The sequence below is a fragment of the Rubritalea spongiae genome (assembly GCF_042652385.1).
In the GTDB taxonomy this organism is placed as follows: Bacteria; Verrucomicrobiota; Verrucomicrobiia; order Verrucomicrobiales; family Akkermansiaceae; genus Rubritalea; species Rubritalea spongiae.
The window spans coordinates 505140-522888 of sequence record NZ_JBHSJM010000001.1 but is presented as its reverse complement, the minus strand read 5'-3'; the positions used below and the strand labels follow the sequence as shown (position 1 = coordinate 522888).

Sequence of the window (17749 nt, the reverse complement as noted above, 5' to 3'; positions counted from 1 at the left end):
CAGATACGAGGAGCTGGGTGGCTATTTGATCGTGATTTTCCGGCCACGATTGTCTTTCCATGATTTACTGAGGGATTTGTAGATTTCACTGAGGTCGGCTTTGTCGACGACTCGGAATTCGATGGTTTTGGCGTGGGTCGTGACGGGGTATTCTTTATGGACGGTGGTGTCAGCATCGATGCCGGCTTTATCTCCGACTTGGCCAGCGATTTCTCTAGCTCGGTTGGCGATATTTTTAGCTGTACTTGTGCCTCCCTCGCCGAGTGCTTCGAGCGCATAGAAGCGGGTGAGTGCTGCGCCCATTGTTTCGACATCGACTTCATGGACTACAGCGCCTTTAACGGTGTAGCTGTGCATGCTGATAGAGGAGATGCGGGAGAGTGCTACCATATAAGAACCACCAGGGAGTTCGGCTTCCCAGAAGCGAGGGGTCGATGTGCTGTCGGTGACATTTTGATTATTGTTATTATCTTGAGCGAAGAGTGAAGGTGCGCTGGCGATGAGAGAAGCGCAGCTGAGTAGAGCTAGTGACGTTTTCATGATGAAGGTGGTGTATAGAGTACTTCGAGTTTGGGCAACAAAGGTTACAGATTTCTTTAAAAATCATCGTTTACAAGTGGTGCATGATTTTAACAGAGTACCGCAATGCCAAAATACCGCCCAAACGTAGCAGCCATCATTCTTAATGCTGATGGAGAGATTTTAATCTGTGAGCGCAAAAACAATGCTCGCGCCTGGCAATTTCCGCAAGGCGGAGTGGATAAAGGTGAGAGCGCTGTGGAGGCATTACACCGTGAGGTGTGGGAGGAAGTTGGTTTAAAGTCAAAGCACTACGACATTGTGGATCAAAAAGGCGAGTATCGGTACCTTTATCCGGCAAAGGTTCGCGATAAGAAAAAGTACGATGGCCAGAGACAGACTTACTTTTTATGTAAGCTGCACCATGATGCTCCTGAGATCGAGATAGGGATTAACAACCCAGAGTTTAGTGATTTTGACTGGGTGAGACCCGAGGAGTTTGACGAAGACTGGCTCCCTGATTTCAAGTTAGAAGTGTATCGCCAAGTGATGCGCGACTTTTTTGCGATCGAGATCGTCCCTGCTTAGAGATCTTTTGAGAAATCAACGAAGAGTTGAATGTAGCTATCTATTTCCTGATAGGTAGTTCCAGCGATGTCATTGTGACCTTTGCCAGATAGGTCGTAAAAAATGGGTGTGCCTACATAAGCTTGAGCGAGCGCTTTACCATGTGTTTGAGGGATGACCTCGTCTTGGTCACCGTGAATGATCATTAGTGGCTCAGAAATTTGAGGCATGCGCTTAATATTAGGAAAGCGGTCGCGTGGGAAAATGGGGTATTTGAAGGCGACTCTGTAGACAGAAGTGAGTGGGGTGATGAGTGCGAGACCTGCTAGGTCTTTGTTTTCTGCGAGGTAGCAGGCTGGACCAGAGCCAACTGACTGACCCACCGCGATAATTTTATTTTGAGGGAGCTTGAGATGGTTGAGTGCGTAATGAAAGACTGAGTCAATCGAGTCGTAGACCGAGAGGTCACTACTTTCTCCGGTGCTGATTCCGTAACCTGGGTAGTCGTAGGCTAGGATGCCAAAGCCTTTTGAGTGGAATGCGTCGAGTAGTGGTCGCGCGTAGCCAAGGTCTTCGGCATTACCGTGGGACCAGAGCAGGGTGGGCATTTCCTTTTTTGCGGGCAGGTAGAGAACTGCGATTGTTACCTCGCTGTGAGTGAGGGGCAGAGTTGATATATTGGGTGATTTTTCGGAGTAGCTTGGTTCCGGGGGAACGAAAATAAAGTGGTCGCCGAATGCCACGGCTACCACCATTATGATGGTATAGACTGAGATGATTGATTTCGCGAGACGCTTCCAGCTGAGCTCGCCAAAGACGATTTTTTTCCAATTGGCCATGGCGGCTTAGAGTGTTTCAGAAAAAAGTTGCTTCCATTTTACAAGCATTTCACTGATTTGTTCCGGTTTACGCGTCGGGCTGAGTTCCCATGTGTGAGGCATTTCTGGTTTAAAGAATTTGAGAAGCTCTGGGAAGTCGATTTCGCCGGTGAGTGGGACTCGGTGGTCGCGCTCGGGGTGGTAGACATCGTGGATGTGACCGCCTAACAAGTAGGGTGCCATTTTCTCTAGCCATTCTTTGTGCTCTAACAAGTGGATGTTGTGTTTGAGTTGGACGTGGCCGAAATCGTGCCAGTAACCGACCCATGGATTGTCTTTGAAATGCTCTTGGAGAGCGATCATTTCGGTTTCGGTGGGCATGTCTTCGTAGCGACTGCGAGATTCGACGGCGAGTTTGACTCCAGCTTCAGCGGCTTTTTCGGCGATCTCTTCTAGGGCTTCGATGGCGCGAGTGTAGTATAGTTGGCCGACTTTTGCTCGTTTTTTGATAAAGCGTTCTTTGACTCGGGTGTAGCGTTTTTCTGAGTCTTTTTCGTCTTTTACCCAATTGGTGAGTTTATTGGTCCAGCGCTTAGGGTTCATGGGAACGGAGCCCATGTGTAGCACCATGTAATCGGCTTCGAATTGGTTGGCCATTTCGAGCGTTTTGTAAGTGAGTTCGAGTGCGCGTTTCCGATCGAAGGGGCGGTGAGAGGTGTACTCGTAGGCGTCGGGAGCGTCGATCATGACTTCCACCGGTGATGGGAAGTAGTTGTGGACGCCGACGCAGTTAAATTTACCTTTTTTGTATGCCTCCATGATGCCTGGAAGCTTGGTAATCATCATGCCGTGGCTTAGCTCAATATTTGAGAATCCGAGTTCGACGATTTCGTCGATCATTTCTTCACCGCACTGGTGTCTGGAATTGTTCCAGCATGTTGAGAAGCTAAGCATTCAAGGAAACTAACAACTTACGGCTTCGGCGCAAGAAGGATGACGATTTCGCCCTTAGGTTTGTGGGCCGAAAAGTGTTCAAAAAGTTCTTTAGATGAGCCTCTGTGGTAGGTCTCGAATTTTTTTGTGAGTTCACGGGCGACACAGACCTGGTGGTCGGGAATCTCATTGTTGAGAATTTCGAGTGTTGAGAGGAGGCGGTGTGGTGATTCGAAAAAGATCGAGGTGTGCTCAGACTCGGCTGCGGCGAGTAGGGATTTGGTGCGTTTGCCTTTTTTGACGGAGAGAAATCCGCCAAAGAAAAATGCGTGAATTGGGAATCCTGAGCCGACGAGGGCTGTGAGGACAGCGGACGGCCCAGGGAGGACGGTATAGTCCAAGTCATTTTCAATACAGGCCTGCATGAGGCGATAGCCTGGATCGGAAATAGCAGGCATGCCAGCGTCTGTGATGACAGCGATGTTGGTGCCCTGCTGAGCTTTTTCTACGAGCTCAGGAGTTTTTCTCGCCTCATTGTGATCGTGCAGGGCGATGACTGGTTTTGCCACGCCGAGATGCTCGAGTAAGGGGCGAGAATGGCGTGTGTCCTCGCAGGTGATCAGATCTGCTTCTTTGAGGACTTCGATGGCACGCAGGGTGATGTCACCGCGGTTGCCGATTGGGGTAGGGACGAATGAGACCATGGCTAGAATCCGCTAGAGATACTTTGCACGATCTTTTCAGCGGCATTTTTAGCAGCATCCGGGAAGGCGTTGTCTCGGGAGAGTTGTTGATTAGACTCGACGGTGAAGTAAGAAACACCAGTTTCATTTCCAGACATCAGCACGGTGTTTTGTGAATCGACTAGTTTCCAGTGTACGATGAGTCGCATGTACATTTCGGAGGCGCGGAGTGAATCGAATCGGTCGGATCGTCTTTCTCGATATTCGACAGTTTCGATGGTGCCATTGAGGGTGGCATCGGCAAGTGTGTCTGATGAGATTGTGTAGGATCCATCTCGGGTGATTTCATCTACGATGCTATTGGTGACGAGTGGAGCTAAGCGTTGTTCTTGGGTTTTATTTTTGAAGAGGGGAACTGAGACATTGTGCACGCCACTCAGCTTGCTAGGTTTGACATCTCCGAGTTGATACCCAGTACATGCAGTCAAGACGATGGTTAGGGCGGAAAGAAGTAGGGAACGAAGTAGCATCGATTTAGTTTTTTAGAGCACTAATTCTTTGTTGAGCACGGGTGTAAATTTCAGAACCAGGCTTTGTCTTAGAGATGACTTCGTTGTAGTAGAAGAGAGCTGCTTTGTCTTGATTCTTTTGCTCGTAAAATTCGGCAATGCTGAAGCTGCGGCTGATATCAGACTGGGCGATATTTTTGAGCTGTTGCTTGGCGAGTTTCGCTTGTTTTGAATTTGGGTAAAGTAGTGTGAGGTCGGTAAAGGTGGTTTCCGCTGTATCGAGGTTTCCGCGGTTGCGGTTACCGTCTTGCGATTGTTTCAAGAGGAGGTCTCCGACTCTATACATGGCTTCAGGAGCCAAGCTGTGTTTAGGGTATTTTACGTAGAGGTCTTCGTATGCTTGAATTGCTTTGTTGTAGTCTTCGTCGTTTTGCCACATTTCGCCGATTCTGAACTGGGCGATAGGAGCAGTTTTACCGTAAGGGGCATTATCCCTGACCTGAGTGAACATGGTTTCAACCTTTGAGCGGGCAATTTCAGATTTCAGACCGAGGAAGTTATTTTTAATTTTGCCTGTCGAGGCGGCATTGGCGACTTCGGCTTGGCGTTCGATAGCTTCAGAATATTTGGAATGATTGGTGTAGTGCTCGATGAAGAGTTGGTATTTTTCGAAAGAGTCGATGAGTTCACCAGTTTCATAGTAAATTTGAGCTTCGCGCAATCTGGAATCTGGCGCTTCTTTAGACATCGGGTAGTCCGAGGCAATTTTGTCGTAGAGTTTAGCGGCTTTTTTAGAGCGTCCTTGAGCTTCATAAGCACGTGCTTTTGAGTAGGACTGTGCGGTCTTGGCTGCGCTTTCTGCAGCGACTGAGCCAGTGGCAACTTGAACTTGATCGGTATTGTTACCGCATGAAATAAGGCCTCCTGAAATGATGGCAATAGAGGCAAAGGAAAGAGCTGCTGCTTTGTGCATAGGAGTAATCTAACGCTTATGCTTGAATTGCCAACTATGAATTTTTAGCGACAGTATCGTTGCCGGGAAGAAATGACGTAGGGGTATGAAGCAATTCACCCGATACCTGCTCTATCAGATATCGGGTGAATGGTGGCCCATCTCGGATTCGAACCAAGGACACACGGATTTTCAATCCGTTGCTCTACCAACTGAGCTAATGGGCCATAATAACGGTTTCACAGGTGGTGGCCCATCTCGGATTCGAACCAAGGACACACGGATTTTCAATCCGTTGCTCTACCAACTGAGCTAATGGGCCATCTGTGTTCCGCGTTGCGGTGCGCGTTGTGTAGGGGGGATTGGAGAGATTGACAATATAAAAGTGTTCGATTTCTTGCATTTCTTACTCCTGAAATGCAGGAGTCGTGTTGGCTAAAGCTGTTAGCTTAATGGGAAATTTGATCAGCCAGAATTTCTAGAGTGAGGTGAATGCTCATTTCTAGGCTTTTTGGGGAAATGAGATCGAGGTTGTCGCCCGATGTGTGCCACCATTTATTGGAAGAAAAGTCGCCAATGAGGTCGATGGTGGGGATGCGTGCGATTTCGTTCATTGGGACGTGGTCGTCTAGGAAGGAACCATTAGAGTGGGAAAAATGCTTTTCGAGTTTGAGCTTCTTTCTTGCTTGATCGTAACTTTTTTTGAGTCTTCTTGGGGTGTCCGCTGGGATTTTAATATCCAAGTTCTTGTGACCAATCATATCGAGCACGATGCCGAATTTTGGTTTCTGTTTGTAGGGGACAGATTGCTGGGCAACCGCTTTTTGAACTGTGCGGGAGTAGTACATGCTGCCATATAGGCCGTCTTTTCCATAGACCATGTTCTCGCCTACAGCTTCTTCTCCATCGAAGAAGACCAGTTCTAGTTCACGTGCAACTTCAGGATGCTTGGTTTGGAAATACTGGGCGAGGGCGATGTTAGTGGCGACGCAGGAGGCTGCATCATCGGCTCCTAGGAAATTAGGAAGTATCTTGCTATCGATATGGGCGCCGATGACGGCTTTTGGAGGTCGGCTCCACACTGTATTATTTCCGTCGGGTGAGTAACGGGCAATGATGTTGGAAAAGGTCATGGGGCCTTTTGGGGTTTTAGCAGTGAATTTTTGTTCAATGCTGATCCATCCCGCTTGCTTGAGTTGCTCGATCACGTAGCGCTTGCTGCGTGTGAGACCTACGGATTCAGGTTGGCGGTGGCCGAAGCTAAGGATTTTTTCCGTGTGCTTATAGGCGCTGCTGGCGATGGATTGTGCCGCAGATTGGTCTCCTAGGCTAAGCGCTGGCTGGGGGGACGAGCTGGCTGGGCTTGGGCCTTTTTTATCGCAGGAAGTGAGCCCAGCTGTGAGAAGTAAAAAGCCGAGGAATAGTGAGGATTTCATGAACGACACTCACTTTTTTAGATTTCGCCGATAGAGACTCCGAGGAGTTCTAGTATGCGGTTGAGGTCGGCATTGCCCGTGTATTCAATTTCGATACGTCCCTTTTTGCCAGTGTGGTGAAGGTTAACCTTTGTTCCGAAATCTTTAGCGAGCTGACCTTCGACTTTAGTGATGATTTTGAGATCAGCCTCTGAGACGGCAGGTTTGCTCGGTTTCGTGTCTTCCTTTGGATTATTGAACTCTTGAGCGAGCTTTTCAGCGGCGCGGACGGTGAGCTTTTTGGCAATAATGAGATCTGCAATCTCGAGTTGTGCTTGCGGGTCTTTGATTGCAAGAATGGCTTTTGCGTGGCCCACAGAAATGAGCGTGTCAGCAAGAAAGTTTTGGATGACCTCTGGTAGATCTAGAAGGCGCATCGCATTGGCAACACTGGCGCGGGATTTACCGACGCGTTGGGCGATCTTGTCCTGTTTTAGGCCGAATTCTTTAGAGAGACGGACATAGCCGGCTGCTTCTTCGATCGGGTTTAGGTCCTCGCGCTGGAGGTTCTCGATGAGTGCCATTTCGAGCACGTCACGATCGATGACCTCACGAATGATGACCGGCACGTCTTTGAGATTGAGTCGTTTAGATGCTCGCCAGCGGCGCTCGCCAGCAATGAGCTCAAGTTTTTTACCGATCTTGCGGACAATGAGTGGCTGGATGATGCCGTGTTGCTTGATTGAATCCATCAAGTCATCAAGCATACTATCCGTAAATTGTTTACGTGGCTGGAGGGGGGAAGGGACGATGGACTCTATATCAACCATGCGGACATCACCTTCGTGGGTGCCTGGTTCTGAGTCTTTCTTCGTCTTCGGAGGAGCGGATTTCTGAGCAATCGGGGATGGCGATTCCTGTTTATTGATCAGCGCTCCGAGTCCTTTACCTAGTGCCTTTTTTGCCATGGGCTGGCAGCATAGATAAAGTGTGAGTAGGATTGCAAAGCTGTTTTTGAAAAATCGGCAATTAGCTACACGCTTTAGAAATCTAAATAAAATAGGGAGTTCTGGGCACCTGGGCTTGACGAATGGCCTGTAAGATTGGATCACTATGGGCGAAATCTATGATTAAACGCATTCTCTTTCTACTGACATGTTTGGCCTCTTCTTTATCTGCTCAAGAGGTGACTGGGGGTGAAGTGGCACTCGAGCTGCAAGCGAAACAGACGGTGAAAGCGGCGGTGCAGTCCTTGGGGAATGAAGTATTGAAGTCCAATTTTAGTTATGCCGTCGAACACATGTACCCGCGTTGGAGGGAGCGTCAGGCGAAGCGTTTAGGAAGTGAGCAAAAGATGTTAGAAGCATTTAATAATGCTGGTGCGCAAATGCAGGAGATGGGAATCACGATCGATTCTTTTGAAGCTTTGGAGCCGCAAAAGGCATACCATGTGCATCCGAAAATGAAGGATGGGGTGAAACAGATTACTACTTCAGCGGATTTACATTACGAAGTTTTAGTGTTTGTCCCCACTCGGATGAAAATGAGTTTCATGCTAGAAGGTCAACCTAAGCGTAGTTTCATGCGCGAAAGCTTTCAAGTGGCGGTGGCGCGTGAAGGCAGTGAGCAATGGACATTTATTGATGGTGCGACGATTCGGGTTGTGGATTTAAGAAGTTTATTTCCCTTGCTTCCAAAGAACCTGGAACTTCCAGAGAAGCGCGACATCGAAGTTAAATAATTTATTTGAGATCTCATGTCTAAAGGTAAGAAGCAAACGAAGCGATATGATCATCTCACTGAGATGGCGCGGTTAACTCGCTTAATGAAGGAAATGTATGAGCGTGGGCAGAGTGAAGTTTGTGAAGTTCGCAATTCTGAAATTCATGGACGAGGCGTTTATGCGACGCAAGATATTGAGAATGAAACCCAAATTATTGAGTACATAGGGGAATATATCGACAAGGACGAGAGTGAGAAGCGTGCTTGGGATCAGGCTGCTGTTGCTGAAGAAACTGGGGATGCCGCTGTTTATATTTTCACGCTGGATAAGAAATGGGACATTGATGGAAATGTACCGTGGAATGATGCGCGTTTGATTAACCATTCTTGTGATCCGAATTGTGAAGCGTGGATCGAGGAAGATCAGATCTTTATTTATGCACTTCGCGATATTAAAAAGGGGGAAGAGCTGACTTTTGACTATGGGTTCGATATAGAATGTTATGAAGATCATCCGTGTCGTTGCGGTAGTGAAAACTGTGTGGGGTATATCGTGAGTCGGGAGCAATGGCCTGAGCTGAAAAAGCGCCTCGCTGAGAAGAAGGCGAGTGCATAGTGAAAACTCATTTGAAAGGGCAAGCTTAGTCTTGCTTGTTGTGGGCGCAGGGCTAGATTCGCGCCATGAGCATTCAGCAATTTGCTAACCAATTTGTTTGTGACCTCGTAGCTTACGAGCCAGGGAAACCGATCACTGAGACAGCCCGCGAGCTAGGTCTTGATCCTGAGAATATTGTCAAAGTGGCATCGAACGAGAATCCGCTCGGTCCAGCGCCGATGGCTCTCGATGCGATCCGCAATGCTGCGAGTGAGATGCATATCTATCCAGATGGTGGTGGCTATAAATTACGCTCTGCACTTGCTGAAAAATACGACCTCGGTTTAGAAAATGTAGTATTAGGAAATGGCTCGAACGAAATTATCGAGCTGCTTTGCCATTGTTTTCTCAACCCAGATGCGGAGTTGATAGCGGCTGAGCATGCATTTGTGGTTTATAAGCTGATGGCTACTCTCTTTGGTGCAGGTTATGTGGAGGTTCCAGATCCAAACTTTGTGCACGACCTCGATGCGATGGCTGACGCGATCACTGAGAAGACTCGCTTGGTATTTATCGCGAATCCTAACAATCCAACGGGGACGATCGTTGGGGAGGAGGAAATTGAGCGATTCATGGCACGTGTGCCAGAGCATGTGGTGGTGGTGTTTGATGAAGCTTATTTTGAATTCCTCCAAGACGCTCCAGATACTTTAAAATATGTCCGTGAAGGGCGCAACGTCGTGGTCTTACGCACTTTCTCTAAAGCGTATGGTCTCGCAGGTCTCCGTATCGGCTACGGTCTCGCAGCTCCACAGGTGGCAGCTATTTTACAGAAAGCACGCCAGCCATTTAACACCAACGAAGTGGCTCAGCGAGCTGCACTGGCATCACTTGAAGATACAGCTCACGTTGAGAATACAGTTTCTAATAATAGCGAAGGACTGGCATTTTATGAAGCAGCGTTTCAAGAGCGTGGCATGAACTATGTGCCATCAGTGGCTAATTTCATCCTCGTTGAAGTGGGTGATGGCGATAAAGTTTTTGATGCGATGCTGAAGCAGGGTGTGATTGTTCGTGCGATGCGTGGATACAAGCTGCCAGGTTGGTTGCGCATTTCTGTTGGAACTCCTGAAGAAAATGCACGCTGTATTGAAGTTCTCGACCAAGTACTCGCTCAATAGATGAACATTGGAGATACAGTTGCTGCCGTAGCGACAGCCCCTGGCGTGGGTGCTGTTTCACTGATCCGGGTGAGTGGTCCAGAGGCTATTCAGATTTCGGCCAAAGCATTTCGCTGTAAGAGTGGCTTAGAAAGCCAACCTGAGCGGTATGCGGTGTTAGGAAAAGTGCTGAATGCCGATGGCGTGGTGCTCGATGAGGTGCTGGCAACTGTATTTAAAGGGCCGCGTAGTTTTACGGGTGAGGATGTCGTGGAGTTCGCATGTCACGGTGGTGTGCTGGTGACACGCCGGGTATTAGAGCGTTTGTTAGAATGCGGTGCGCGCTCTGCTGAACCAGGCGAGTTCAGCCACAGAGCATTTGAAAATGGCAAGCTCGATCTGACGCAGGCTGAGGCGATCATGGATCTCATTTCGGCACAGACCGATATGGCGATGCGTGCAGCTCACGAGCAGCTTCAAGGGAAGTTAGGCGACCAATCGGAAGCGCTGCGAGAAAACTTGTTAGGCGTGGTAGCTCACGTCGAAGCGTATATTGATTTCCCAGAAGAAGACATTGATCCCGATACGGGGGCTGCGATGTTGAAACGTGTTGACGAAGTTCAGGAAGGTATCAAGAAGATGCTATCGACGGCTGAGCAAGGGCGTATCTTGCGCGAAGGTGTGCGCACTGTTATTTGTGGTGAACCGAACGTCGGTAAGTCGTCATTACTCAATGGCCTGTTAGGTTATGAGCGTGCGATTGTTTCTGATGTCGAAGGGACGACGCGTGACACTGTGGAAGAGGTGATCAATGTGAAAGGGATACCTGTACGTTTGATTGATACTGCGGGAGTTCGCGAGTCATCGGATCAGATCGAGCAACAGGGGATTGTTCGTTCGGAAAAGCAGATTGAAATGGCCGATCTCATTTTGGAAGTGGTTGATGGCAGTAAAGCGGGGAAACGCTTGTTGAATGAGGAGCAAATCCAAGGGCGGCACCATATTCTCATCATCAACAAAACTGACCTCGGTCAGGATGATGTCTGGGCTGGTTCTGGTGGGGTACGGATTTCGTGTCAGCAGGAAAATGGCTTGGACGGATTAGCCGATGCGATTTCGGATGAGCTCTTGTTGAGTGAATCGACTTGGGGTGGCCATGCGATGGCGATTAATGCGCGCCACCAAGATTGTTTGAAAAAAGCCACAGTAGCACTCAACAATGCACGCGAAGCGCTTGAGCTTCAGACGGGAGTTGAATTCGCGGCCATTGATCTCCGCGAGGCCCTTGATTCCATTGGTGAAATCGCAGGCCGGGTAGATACTGAAGAAATTCTCGGAGAGATTTTCGGGAGTTTTTGTATTGGAAAGTAGGTTTTACTCTTCGTTGATTTCGCCGTCTTCGTAGGCTTCGATGAGGTCATCGAGGGCTTTGATTTGTTGGCGAATCGCTTTGCCTTTTTCGGTGTCTTTGTTGAGGCGGACGGATTCGTAGCTGCGGATTTTTCGGACGGTGGGGATGATGTCTTCGCCTGTTCTTACTGCTGATCTTGGATCTTTAAAGCCGTGGTGCTCGGCGAGGTATTCGCCATTTTCAGAGAGAATAAGCGTGTAACCACGGTCGCCGTAGGCTTCTGAAAATGCGCCATCAATGGTGACGGCATTGCCTCCGCGTTTGACGGGGTCTTCGCCTTTGTCGACTTTGACTGGAACGTGACCGTTGACGATTAATCCATTTTCAGGGACTCCCATTTCACGGCAGATTTTATCGCAGAATTCAGCCTCATGGATAGAGGTGTACCATTGGTTTTTGGTTTCTTTATGGGAGGCTTTGTCTTCAATGAAGTAAGTCTCAAAGGTCGCCATTTTGTCTTTACCGAAGAGTGGTGACTTAGGGCCAGCCCAGAGGTAGTAGAACCAATCTTTATCGTTTTGATCTGCTTTGTGCCCTTTGCGGAATGAACGTCTAATGACCTTGTTGAAAGCATTAAATTGTTCGGTACCTCGGTGTTCTACACCATCGATTTCGAGTGGTTGGTAGTTGGCGTTTTCATCGAGTGCGAGGCAGGCGTGGAAGATGCATGCGGTGTCACGTACTTCTGCCATGGATCCACGCTCGACGATCCATTTCATGTGTTGCCAGAGTTTAGATGAGGAGATGAAAGATTCTGCGAGTCGGTCCATGCAGTGTTGCTCTTCGGCTGAGAGTTTGTTCGGGTCAGCTGGATCGATGGTTGGGAAATAGGTGTCTCGGAGTGGATAGATGGTGCCTTCGATATCGACGGTTCCTTTATCATAGTCGATGCGTTTGAGGATGTTGCGGTCGTCCATTTCCCACTCGGGGTGGCGCTCGATCATTTGGCCTTCGAGTTTGAACTGGATGATGGAAATCGCTTTCTGCATGCGCGCGATGTCGATTTCGTGGCGTTCGCCCCCGCGTTTTGGTTTGAAGAATTCAGCGGGGTCGTCATTGTAGATATTGCGCGCGAGCAGCTCGAGTGAGTTGGTGAGAATGCCGTAGCCTTCTTCTAACTGGTACATGCGGCGATAGCGTAGGGAGACGCGGAGCACGATGGCGATGAGGGCTTGGTGGCCAAGGCAGGCACCCATCCAGATGACATCGTGGTTGCCCCACACGATGCTGACTTTTGATTGGCGCATGAGGTAGTCGATGACTTTGTCGATACGAGATCCACGATCGCCAAGGTCGCCAGCTACGACGAGTTCATCGACGGCAATGTTGCGGATGAAGCGAGAGGCTGACTGCAGGAGATTGAAGTCCATTTTGCGATTCACAAGCTCTCTGATAGAAGCTGTTAGGAAATGTTCGTTGTGACCGCCAGCGGGGAAGTTGAGCAAGAGTTCGTAGATTTCACGGAACTGTTTTGGGGTGTAGTGCTTGATGTCTTTTCGGCGTTTCGAGTGGATCTCGGTACGAACGATGGAAAACTGGCGTTGAACAGTGGTGAGAACCCATTGGTAGCGTGCTTCGTCGTCACCATCGAATTGTTCGGTTTTTTTCTGAAGAAGTTCTGTGGGGTAGTAGAGGAGGTGGAGGAATTCTTGGAACTCTTCGGACTCTGTATTTCCTTTAAAAAGTTCAGCGACAACTGGGCGTAAGTGGCCAGAAGCATTGTTGATTACGTGGCGGAGCTTACGAGCCTCGCCGTGGACATCTGAAATGACGTGGATGGCTGGTTTTGGGAGCTCGAGTTGTGCCTTGAGAGCTGCGATTTCGTAGGCTGCAGCTTCGGTGGAAGGGAAAGCTTTGGATAGAATTTGTTGGATGATTTTCTCCATGCGCAATTGTTAACTAGTTTGCACAATTTGCGTAGTCGAAACTTAGGACTATTTTGTCATCTTTCCATTGAGCAGTGAGCCGATCCAAGTGTAGCGAATAGCGTAGTGGTAGCTTGCTAGGAGAATGATGAAGCTGGCGATGGTAACGATGAGGAATTTAACTGAACAATGCATTGGCCAATCGAGAATGAGGAGTTGGAGTGCGAATACGAGTGGTAGGTGTGCTAGGTAGAGCCAGTAGGAGGCGTCTGAGAGGTTGCGCATTTTTGCAGAAGGGTGCTGAAAATAGTGTTGAAACAACCCCAAGCAGCCAAAGACCATGAGCCAAGTGTAGCTGACTTGGAGTAGATCTGAGAGGTGAGAGAAATGGGGGGCGTATGAGAATGAGAGTTTTTCAGTGTAGTAGGAGGCTGGAAAAAGAAGGAAGAGCGCAATCGCGAGTTTCCATTTCCAATGGCGAGAGACAAGTGAGTCGCCTGCGTAGTAGAGGGTGATTCCGAATGCGTAAAAAATGGCGTAGTAGCTGAGAACTTCAATCTGTGGAATGAGTCCGACTGAAGATTCCGGGCCGATGAGCGGGTAGGCTTTCTGAAAAAAGCTTTGGGGGATGAGGGTGAGAGGAAGGAGCCAGAGGAGGCAAGTGGGGCTCTGGATGTAGCTGGCCTTCAGTTTGAGTTTTGGAAGTCTTGTTGCGAGGGCGAAAAGGAGGACGAAGATGCAAAGAAACCAGAGGAACCAAAGGTGGTGGAAGGTGAAATGTTGCCATGCCTGATGTGCGCTATCTTGTTGATGCCAGTAGATGGCTAAGACCCACTCAGTGAGAGCTGAGAATATGGGGGTGAAGATGAGTAGTGGGAGAAAGATCCGTTTGAAGCGGTGCTGGAGCAGCGCTTTGAGCCCACGTTTTTGGAAAAGCATGGCGGTGAAGAAGCCGCTGACGAGAAAGAAAAGCTGCATGCGGAAACCGTGGACGGCATCGAAGAGCCAAACGAAAGCTTTTGAGGAAGTGGTGTCGGCAATGGCCCAGCCGAGACCATTGTACGAGATGGAAGCATGGAGGGCTATTCCTAACAACATGGCGCAGGCTCGTAAAGCATCGAGGTCGTGGCGACGATTGTTAGGGGTAGGGATCATGGCTAAAGTGAAACTGTGCAGGCGTTGCAGGCTAGACGCGTTTCTGATCGAGGACAGATGCCTTGATCGGGTCTGAGGCAGAGAGGTGGGCGACCGCGATGGCGATAGCGTCTGCGGCATCGTGTGGTGGAGTTTCGCTTAATCCTAACAGAGCTCTTACCATGAACGCGACTTGGCCTTTATCGGCATTGCCATTTCCGACGACGGCTTTTTTAATTTTTTTGGGAGCGTACTCGTAGATTTCTAGCCCTGAATCGGCAGCAGCGATGAGAGCGGCGGCACGAGCTGCGCCCATACTGATGGCGGTGCGCACGCTTTGGACGTAAATGATGGCTTCGACAGCCACGACATCGGGTTCGTATTGGGTGATGAGATTCTGTAGTCCCGTGCGCACAGCGGAGAGCGCGCCCGATTGTGGGATTTTAGCTGGAATGCTGATGACGCCATAGTCGATAGCGTGTTGTTTGTGTTGGTCTCCCTCTACTACAGCGTAGCCTGTGTTGCGGACAGCGGGGTCGATGGCGAGAACGCGCATGAGTAAGTTTTAGCTTTTAAGAATTAGGTGTTAGGCAATGTCGTAGCGACTTCAATGTCATCGTAATGCTTAAGAGGGAGTTTTCCATGGATAGATATGGATGCCTTCTGCTTAAAATACGAATAGGGTCTATTGATGTGTGGAATAGTAGGGAGAGTAGAAATGTAGTGAGGTGTGAGTTCTGACAAGCTTGGAGGGTAGGTGCCCTGTTCTCTTTTGTAGAGGGTGCAGGCGGCTTCTAGGTTAGAAATAGCTAATGACATTTGAGATTTGAGCGCTGCAGAATGGTAGAATTCTACGCCGATGAGAAACGTATCGAGAAAAAGAGTGGTAAAAAAAGAATACTCTTTATTGTGAATGTTTTGTTCAAATTCTTCGGCAGATTGTTTTAGCTTCCCTAGATTGGTAACAAAGTCTTTATCGAAGTAGTTATTTAATTGAAAGTCTACCATTTCTGCGCGGATGCGTGCTTTGAGAGCCATAGGTAAGTAGGTCATCAGATCGGAGCATTCTAAAAAGGGATGTGGTCTGTCTTCGATAAGTGCATTAAAATATTCGATTTGAAGTAACAATTCAGTCTGCATGGCCTTTTGAAGGTTTTCTGAGGCTGCAAGTGGACGATAGAAAGTCATCAGTGATTTCGCTTTATCCAGCGGGATGGAGTCGTCCTTTATCAAGGCGAGACGGGTGTTTTCAAAGGTGAGGTCTATGGCTATAGCTACAGTTTCTGATAGAAGTGATTTACCATATTTGTAGAGAAGCTCTCGTTGCTGATCTATAGTTTCTAGGTCTGAGAGTTCGTAGTTTCCTAGTTTCCAGTGACAATAGGCTCTGAGTTGGAGTAGGTGGTGGGCTGAGCGAAAAGCGGCGATTGGGTAGATGAAGCTATTTTCTTTAAAGGCGGTTTTCGATAAGCCTTTTGCGTTTTTTATGGCAGTTGTCCAGGCGAGGAGGTCATCTTCAGTGTCAGCGAGTGAGTCTAAGATAGCGCGGTAGATGTTCTGAGCATTATCACCCTCAGGTGGTGTAATGAGTGCACTTTTAAGATCTTCAGCAATTTCAGAAGGTGACTTTGAACCATCGATGCTTGGTATAGAATGAAGCTTGGGAAGAGTGAACGGATCGTACGACATTTCATGCTCTACGAGCAGCTGATTAATGCTTTCAAAGTTGTCTAAGAAGCGCGGTGACTCACCAGTGGATTCGTCGAGGAAGGTATCGAGGTCAGTGTATACAGCTGCTTGCACTGCGCGTTGTTGTACATTTTCCCACTTTGTTTGAGCTTCAGTGAGTTGATGGTTTAACCAAGTCCAAGTGGCTACTCCGCCAAGTAGAAGAAGGGTGAAGATGGTAAAGATGAGTTTTTGCCACTTTTTGCGTAACATAAAAAAGACCCTATTGGTGCATAGACCAATAGGGTAGTACAAAATTGAGATCTGTTAGTAATGCTTGGCTAGGTGGTCTAGCGGCGGCGACGGCGCGGTGCTGGTGGACGCTTTTTGCGTACTGGCTTGGCCGGTTTGTCGTCGAGCAGAGCGGTGTAAATGTAGTCGAAGTTTTCTAACTTCTTGCGCTCGATTTTTTTGCCGATGAAGTTTTCGACGGAGTCAGCGAACTCGAGTTCGTCTGCGGTGAGAATGGTGAAGGCATCGCCTTCAGATTCTGCGCGACCGGTACGGCCGATGCGGTGAACGTAGTCTTCAGAGTTTTCTGGGACGCGGTAGTTGATGACGTGAGAAACGGAGGAGATGTCGATGCCTCGTGCAGCAACGTCTGTAGCGACAAGGATGTCGTAGGTGCCGTCTTTGAAGCCCGCTAGCGCTTTCATGCGGTCTTTCTGACCAATGTCTGAGTGCATGGCGATGACTTTTGCCTCAGTCTTTTCATTGAGTAGGCTACAGACGGAGTCGGCTTCTTTACGCGTGCGGGTAAAGACCATGACGGACTGGGTGTCGGTGCGGTTGAGAAGCTCGACGAGTAAATCATCGCGCTGGTCCATGGAAACTGGATAGAAAGCGTGCTTGATGGTAGACGCTACCTCGCGGCGAGCGATTTGGATTTCAGCAGGGTTGTCTAAGCAGAAGTCGGCAAATCCCTTGATCGCTGGAGGCATGGTAGCGGAGAAGAAGAGAGTCTGGCGGTCAGGGAGTTCCTTGAGCTTGTACTTTTCTTCGCGTTCTTCGCGTGGTTTGTTAAGCTCGGCTTTCCACGGGCAGAGGTTGACGATTTTTCTAACGATTGGGAGGAATCCCATGTCGAGCATACGGTCTACTTCATCGAGGATGAGGATTTTTACATCGGAGAAACGCATGGTTCCGCGATAGAAGTGGTCGACGAGACGACCAGGAGTGGCGACGATGACGTCTGCTTTTGCGAGTTTTTCGGTCTGTTCTCCGTAGCCAACACCACCGTAGAGGAGGGCGACTTTACAGCCCGTGTGCTTGCCGTAGGCTTCGAATTGTTCAGCTACTTGGTGAGCAAGTTCGCGAGTCGGTTCGAGTACGAGAATTTGTGGTTTGCCGAGTGGTTGTATTTTAGAAAGTGATGGGAGCGCGAAGGCTGCAGTCTTTCCCGTTCCTGTTTGCGAAGCGCCTACTACATCGCGGCCTTCTAACACGAGAGGGATGGCCTGCGCTTGGATAGGTGTAGGGTTTTCATAGCCAGCTTCGCTAACGGCTTGAACGATAGGCTCTGAGAGTCCGAGATCTTTGAAAGACATATGGGCGTGAGTAATCGGAATTTTACCTTTGTAAAAGGAAAAACGAGGATTGGGGTGGTTTTCACTCTTAATAGAGTACGGGTTTGTAGTTCAGGGGAAGCGTGCTTATCGTTTTTTCACGAATCTTTTATGTTTTGCGAATGTGAGTTCGTGATAGAGGCTTTGTTGTGGAAAGGGCGGATACCGTTTAG

18 protein-coding genes and 2 tRNA genes are annotated in these 17749 nt (G+C 48.8%); 5 read left to right on the top strand and 15 right to left on the bottom strand.

The annotated features are described in order from the left end of the window. Positions 1 to 21: 21 nt before the first annotated feature. Positions 22 to 540: a hypothetical protein gene (locus ACFPK9_RS02610; protein ID WP_377093043.1), complete on the bottom strand. Its 519-nt coding sequence runs from the start codon at positions 538 to 540 to the stop codon at positions 22 to 24. Between the two features lie 105 nt (positions 541 to 645). On the opposite strand from ACFPK9_RS02610, the gene ACFPK9_RS02605 reads away from it, so the two are divergent. Then, positions 646 to 1107, top strand: a complete 462-nt coding sequence (locus ACFPK9_RS02605) for an RNA pyrophosphohydrolase (protein WP_377093041.1) — start codon at positions 646 to 648, stop codon at positions 1105 to 1107. Here the strand turns inward: ACFPK9_RS02605 and ACFPK9_RS02600 are convergent. The 9 genes from ACFPK9_RS02600 to ACFPK9_RS02560 form a co-directional block, all read right to left on the bottom strand. Beyond that, positions 1104 to 1925 carry an alpha/beta hydrolase gene (locus ACFPK9_RS02600; RefSeq protein ID WP_377093040.1) on the bottom strand — a complete coding sequence of 274 codons (822 nt, stop codon included), beginning with the start codon at positions 1923 to 1925 and terminating at the stop codon, positions 1104 to 1106. The two genes, ACFPK9_RS02605 and ACFPK9_RS02600, sit on opposite strands and share 4 nt — an antisense overlap. Before the next feature lie 6 nt (positions 1926 to 1931). Beyond that, on the bottom strand, positions 1932 to 2804 hold the full coding sequence (locus tag ACFPK9_RS02595; protein ID WP_377093039.1) for a sugar phosphate isomerase/epimerase family protein: 873 nt from the start codon (positions 2802 to 2804) through the stop codon (positions 1932 to 1934). Positions 2805 to 2875: 71 nt separating this feature from the next. Continuing rightward, positions 2876 to 3541, bottom strand: a complete 666-nt coding sequence (rsmI, locus tag ACFPK9_RS02590; RefSeq protein WP_377093038.1) for a 16S rRNA (cytidine(1402)-2'-O)-methyltransferase — start codon at positions 3539 to 3541, stop codon at positions 2876 to 2878. A gap of 2 nt (positions 3542 to 3543) precedes the next feature. Further along, positions 3544 to 4050: an LPS assembly lipoprotein LptE gene (gene lptE / locus ACFPK9_RS02585; protein ID WP_377093036.1), complete on the bottom strand. Its 507-nt coding sequence runs from the start codon at positions 4048 to 4050 to the stop codon at positions 3544 to 3546. Between the two features lie 4 nt (positions 4051 to 4054). Next, positions 4055 to 5002, bottom strand: coding sequence for a tetratricopeptide repeat protein (locus tag ACFPK9_RS02580; protein WP_377093034.1), 948 nt, complete (start codon positions 5000 to 5002; stop codon positions 4055 to 4057). Between the two features lie 130 nt (positions 5003 to 5132). After that, positions 5133 to 5208, bottom strand: a tRNA-Phe gene (locus ACFPK9_RS02575). A gap of 19 nt (positions 5209 to 5227) precedes the next feature. After that, a tRNA-Phe gene (locus ACFPK9_RS02570) sits at positions 5228 to 5303 on the bottom strand. 127 nt (positions 5304 to 5430) lie between these two features. Next, a complete protein-coding gene (locus ACFPK9_RS02565) occupies positions 5431 to 6417 on the bottom strand; it encodes a M28 family peptidase (RefSeq protein ID WP_377093033.1) in 987 nt (328 codons plus the stop codon). A 17-nt stretch (positions 6418 to 6434) separates the two neighbouring features. Further along, entirely contained in the window at positions 6435 to 7364 is a 930-nt protein-coding gene (locus ACFPK9_RS02560) for a ParB/RepB/Spo0J family partition protein (protein ID WP_377093032.1), read from the bottom strand. Between the two features lie 158 nt (positions 7365 to 7522). On the opposite strand from ACFPK9_RS02560, the gene ACFPK9_RS02555 reads away from it, so the two are divergent. The 4 genes from ACFPK9_RS02555 (at position 7523) to mnmE (ending at position 11244) form a co-directional block, all read left to right on the top strand. Continuing rightward, on the top strand, positions 7523 to 8137 hold the full coding sequence (locus tag ACFPK9_RS02555) for a hypothetical protein (protein ID WP_377093031.1): 615 nt from the start codon (positions 7523 to 7525) through the stop codon (positions 8135 to 8137). 15 nt (positions 8138 to 8152) lie between these two features. Beyond that, entirely contained in the window at positions 8153 to 8734 is a 582-nt protein-coding gene (locus ACFPK9_RS02550; RefSeq protein ID WP_377093029.1) for an SET domain-containing protein, read from the top strand. A 65-nt stretch (positions 8735 to 8799) separates the two neighbouring features. Further along, positions 8800 to 9894, top strand: coding sequence for a histidinol-phosphate transaminase (gene hisC, locus ACFPK9_RS02545; protein WP_377093028.1), 1095 nt, complete (start codon positions 8800 to 8802; stop codon positions 9892 to 9894). Next, entirely contained in the window at positions 9895 to 11244 is a 1350-nt protein-coding gene (gene mnmE, locus ACFPK9_RS02540) for a tRNA uridine-5-carboxymethylaminomethyl(34) synthesis GTPase MnmE (protein WP_377093027.1), read from the top strand. It abuts the gene before it with no gap. A 3-nt stretch (positions 11245 to 11247) separates the two neighbouring features. Here mnmE and ACFPK9_RS02535 read toward each other — a convergent pair whose 3' ends face one another. From ACFPK9_RS02535 to ACFPK9_RS02515, 5 genes are all read right to left on the bottom strand, one after another. Continuing rightward, positions 11248 to 13170 (bottom strand): fructose-bisphosphatase class III, encoded by a 1923-nt coding sequence (locus ACFPK9_RS02535; RefSeq protein WP_377093026.1) that lies wholly within the window; start codon positions 13168 to 13170, stop codon positions 11248 to 11250. Between the two features lie 48 nt (positions 13171 to 13218). After that, positions 13219 to 14304, bottom strand: a complete 1086-nt coding sequence (locus tag ACFPK9_RS02530; protein WP_377093025.1) for an acyltransferase family protein — start codon at positions 14302 to 14304, stop codon at positions 13219 to 13221. Between the two features lie 31 nt (positions 14305 to 14335). Next, positions 14336 to 14839 carry a crossover junction endodeoxyribonuclease RuvC gene (gene ruvC, locus ACFPK9_RS02525; RefSeq protein WP_377093023.1) on the bottom strand — a complete coding sequence of 168 codons (504 nt, stop codon included), beginning with the start codon at positions 14837 to 14839 and terminating at the stop codon, positions 14336 to 14338. A gap of 23 nt (positions 14840 to 14862) precedes the next feature. Beyond that, positions 14863 to 16224, bottom strand: coding sequence for a hypothetical protein (locus ACFPK9_RS02520; protein WP_377093022.1), 1362 nt, complete (start codon positions 16222 to 16224; stop codon positions 14863 to 14865). A gap of 77 nt (positions 16225 to 16301) precedes the next feature. Continuing rightward, on the bottom strand, positions 16302 to 17558 hold the full coding sequence (locus tag ACFPK9_RS02515; protein WP_377093020.1) for a DEAD/DEAH box helicase: 1257 nt from the start codon (positions 17556 to 17558) through the stop codon (positions 16302 to 16304). Positions 17559 to 17749 lie beyond the last annotated feature (191 nt).

What these genes read in the sequence shown, in the direction of transcription:
- ACFPK9_RS02515 (WP_377093020.1), bottom strand. Translation starts at nt 17,558, where the DNA reads ATGTCTTTCAAAGATCTCGGACTCTCAGAGCCTATCGTTCAAGCCGTT.
- ACFPK9_RS02550 (WP_377093029.1), top strand. Translation starts at nt 8,153, where the DNA reads ATGTCTAAAGGTAAGAAGCAAACGAAGCGATATGATCATCTCACTGAG.
- ACFPK9_RS02565 (WP_377093033.1), bottom strand. Translation starts at nt 6,417, where the DNA reads ATGAAATCCTCACTATTCCTCGGCTTTTTACTTCTCACAGCTGGGCTC.
- ACFPK9_RS02595 (WP_377093039.1), bottom strand. Translation starts at nt 2,804, where the DNA reads ATGATCGACGAAATCGTCGAACTCGGATTCTCAAATATTGAGCTAAGC.
- ACFPK9_RS02610 (WP_377093043.1), bottom strand. Translation starts at nt 540, where the DNA reads ATGAAAACGTCACTAGCTCTACTCAGCTGCGCTTCTCTCATCGCCAGC.
- rsmI (WP_377093038.1), bottom strand. Translation starts at nt 3,541, where the DNA reads ATGGTCTCATTCGTCCCTACCCCAATCGGCAACCGCGGTGACATCACC.
- ACFPK9_RS02580 (WP_377093034.1), bottom strand. Translation starts at nt 5,002, where the DNA reads ATGCACAAAGCAGCAGCTCTTTCCTTTGCCTCTATTGCCATCATTTCA.
- ruvC (WP_377093023.1), bottom strand. Translation starts at nt 14,839, where the DNA reads ATGCGCGTTCTCGCCATCGACCCCGCTGTCCGCAACACAGGCTACGCT.
- ACFPK9_RS02535 (WP_377093026.1), bottom strand. Translation starts at nt 13,170, where the DNA reads ATGGAGAAAATCATCCAACAAATTCTATCCAAAGCTTTCCCTTCCACC.
- ACFPK9_RS02555 (WP_377093031.1), top strand. Translation starts at nt 7,523, where the DNA reads ATGATTAAACGCATTCTCTTTCTACTGACATGTTTGGCCTCTTCTTTA.
- hisC (WP_377093028.1), top strand. Translation starts at nt 8,800, where the DNA reads ATGAGCATTCAGCAATTTGCTAACCAATTTGTTTGTGACCTCGTAGCT.
- ACFPK9_RS02530 (WP_377093025.1), bottom strand. Translation starts at nt 14,304, where the DNA reads ATGATCCCTACCCCTAACAATCGTCGCCACGACCTCGATGCTTTACGA.
- ACFPK9_RS02600 (WP_377093040.1), bottom strand. Translation starts at nt 1,925, where the DNA reads ATGGCCAATTGGAAAAAAATCGTCTTTGGCGAGCTCAGCTGGAAGCGT.
- lptE (WP_377093036.1), bottom strand. Translation starts at nt 4,050, where the DNA reads ATGCTACTTCGTTCCCTACTTCTTTCCGCCCTAACCATCGTCTTGACT.
- ACFPK9_RS02560 (WP_377093032.1), bottom strand. Translation starts at nt 7,364, where the DNA reads ATGGCAAAAAAGGCACTAGGTAAAGGACTCGGAGCGCTGATCAATAAA.
- ACFPK9_RS02605 (WP_377093041.1), top strand. Translation starts at nt 646, where the DNA reads ATGCCAAAATACCGCCCAAACGTAGCAGCCATCATTCTTAATGCTGAT.
- mnmE (WP_377093027.1), top strand. Translation starts at nt 9,895, where the DNA reads ATGAACATTGGAGATACAGTTGCTGCCGTAGCGACAGCCCCTGGCGTG.
- ACFPK9_RS02520 (WP_377093022.1), bottom strand. Translation starts at nt 16,224, where the DNA reads ATGTTACGCAAAAAGTGGCAAAAACTCATCTTTACCATCTTCACCCTT.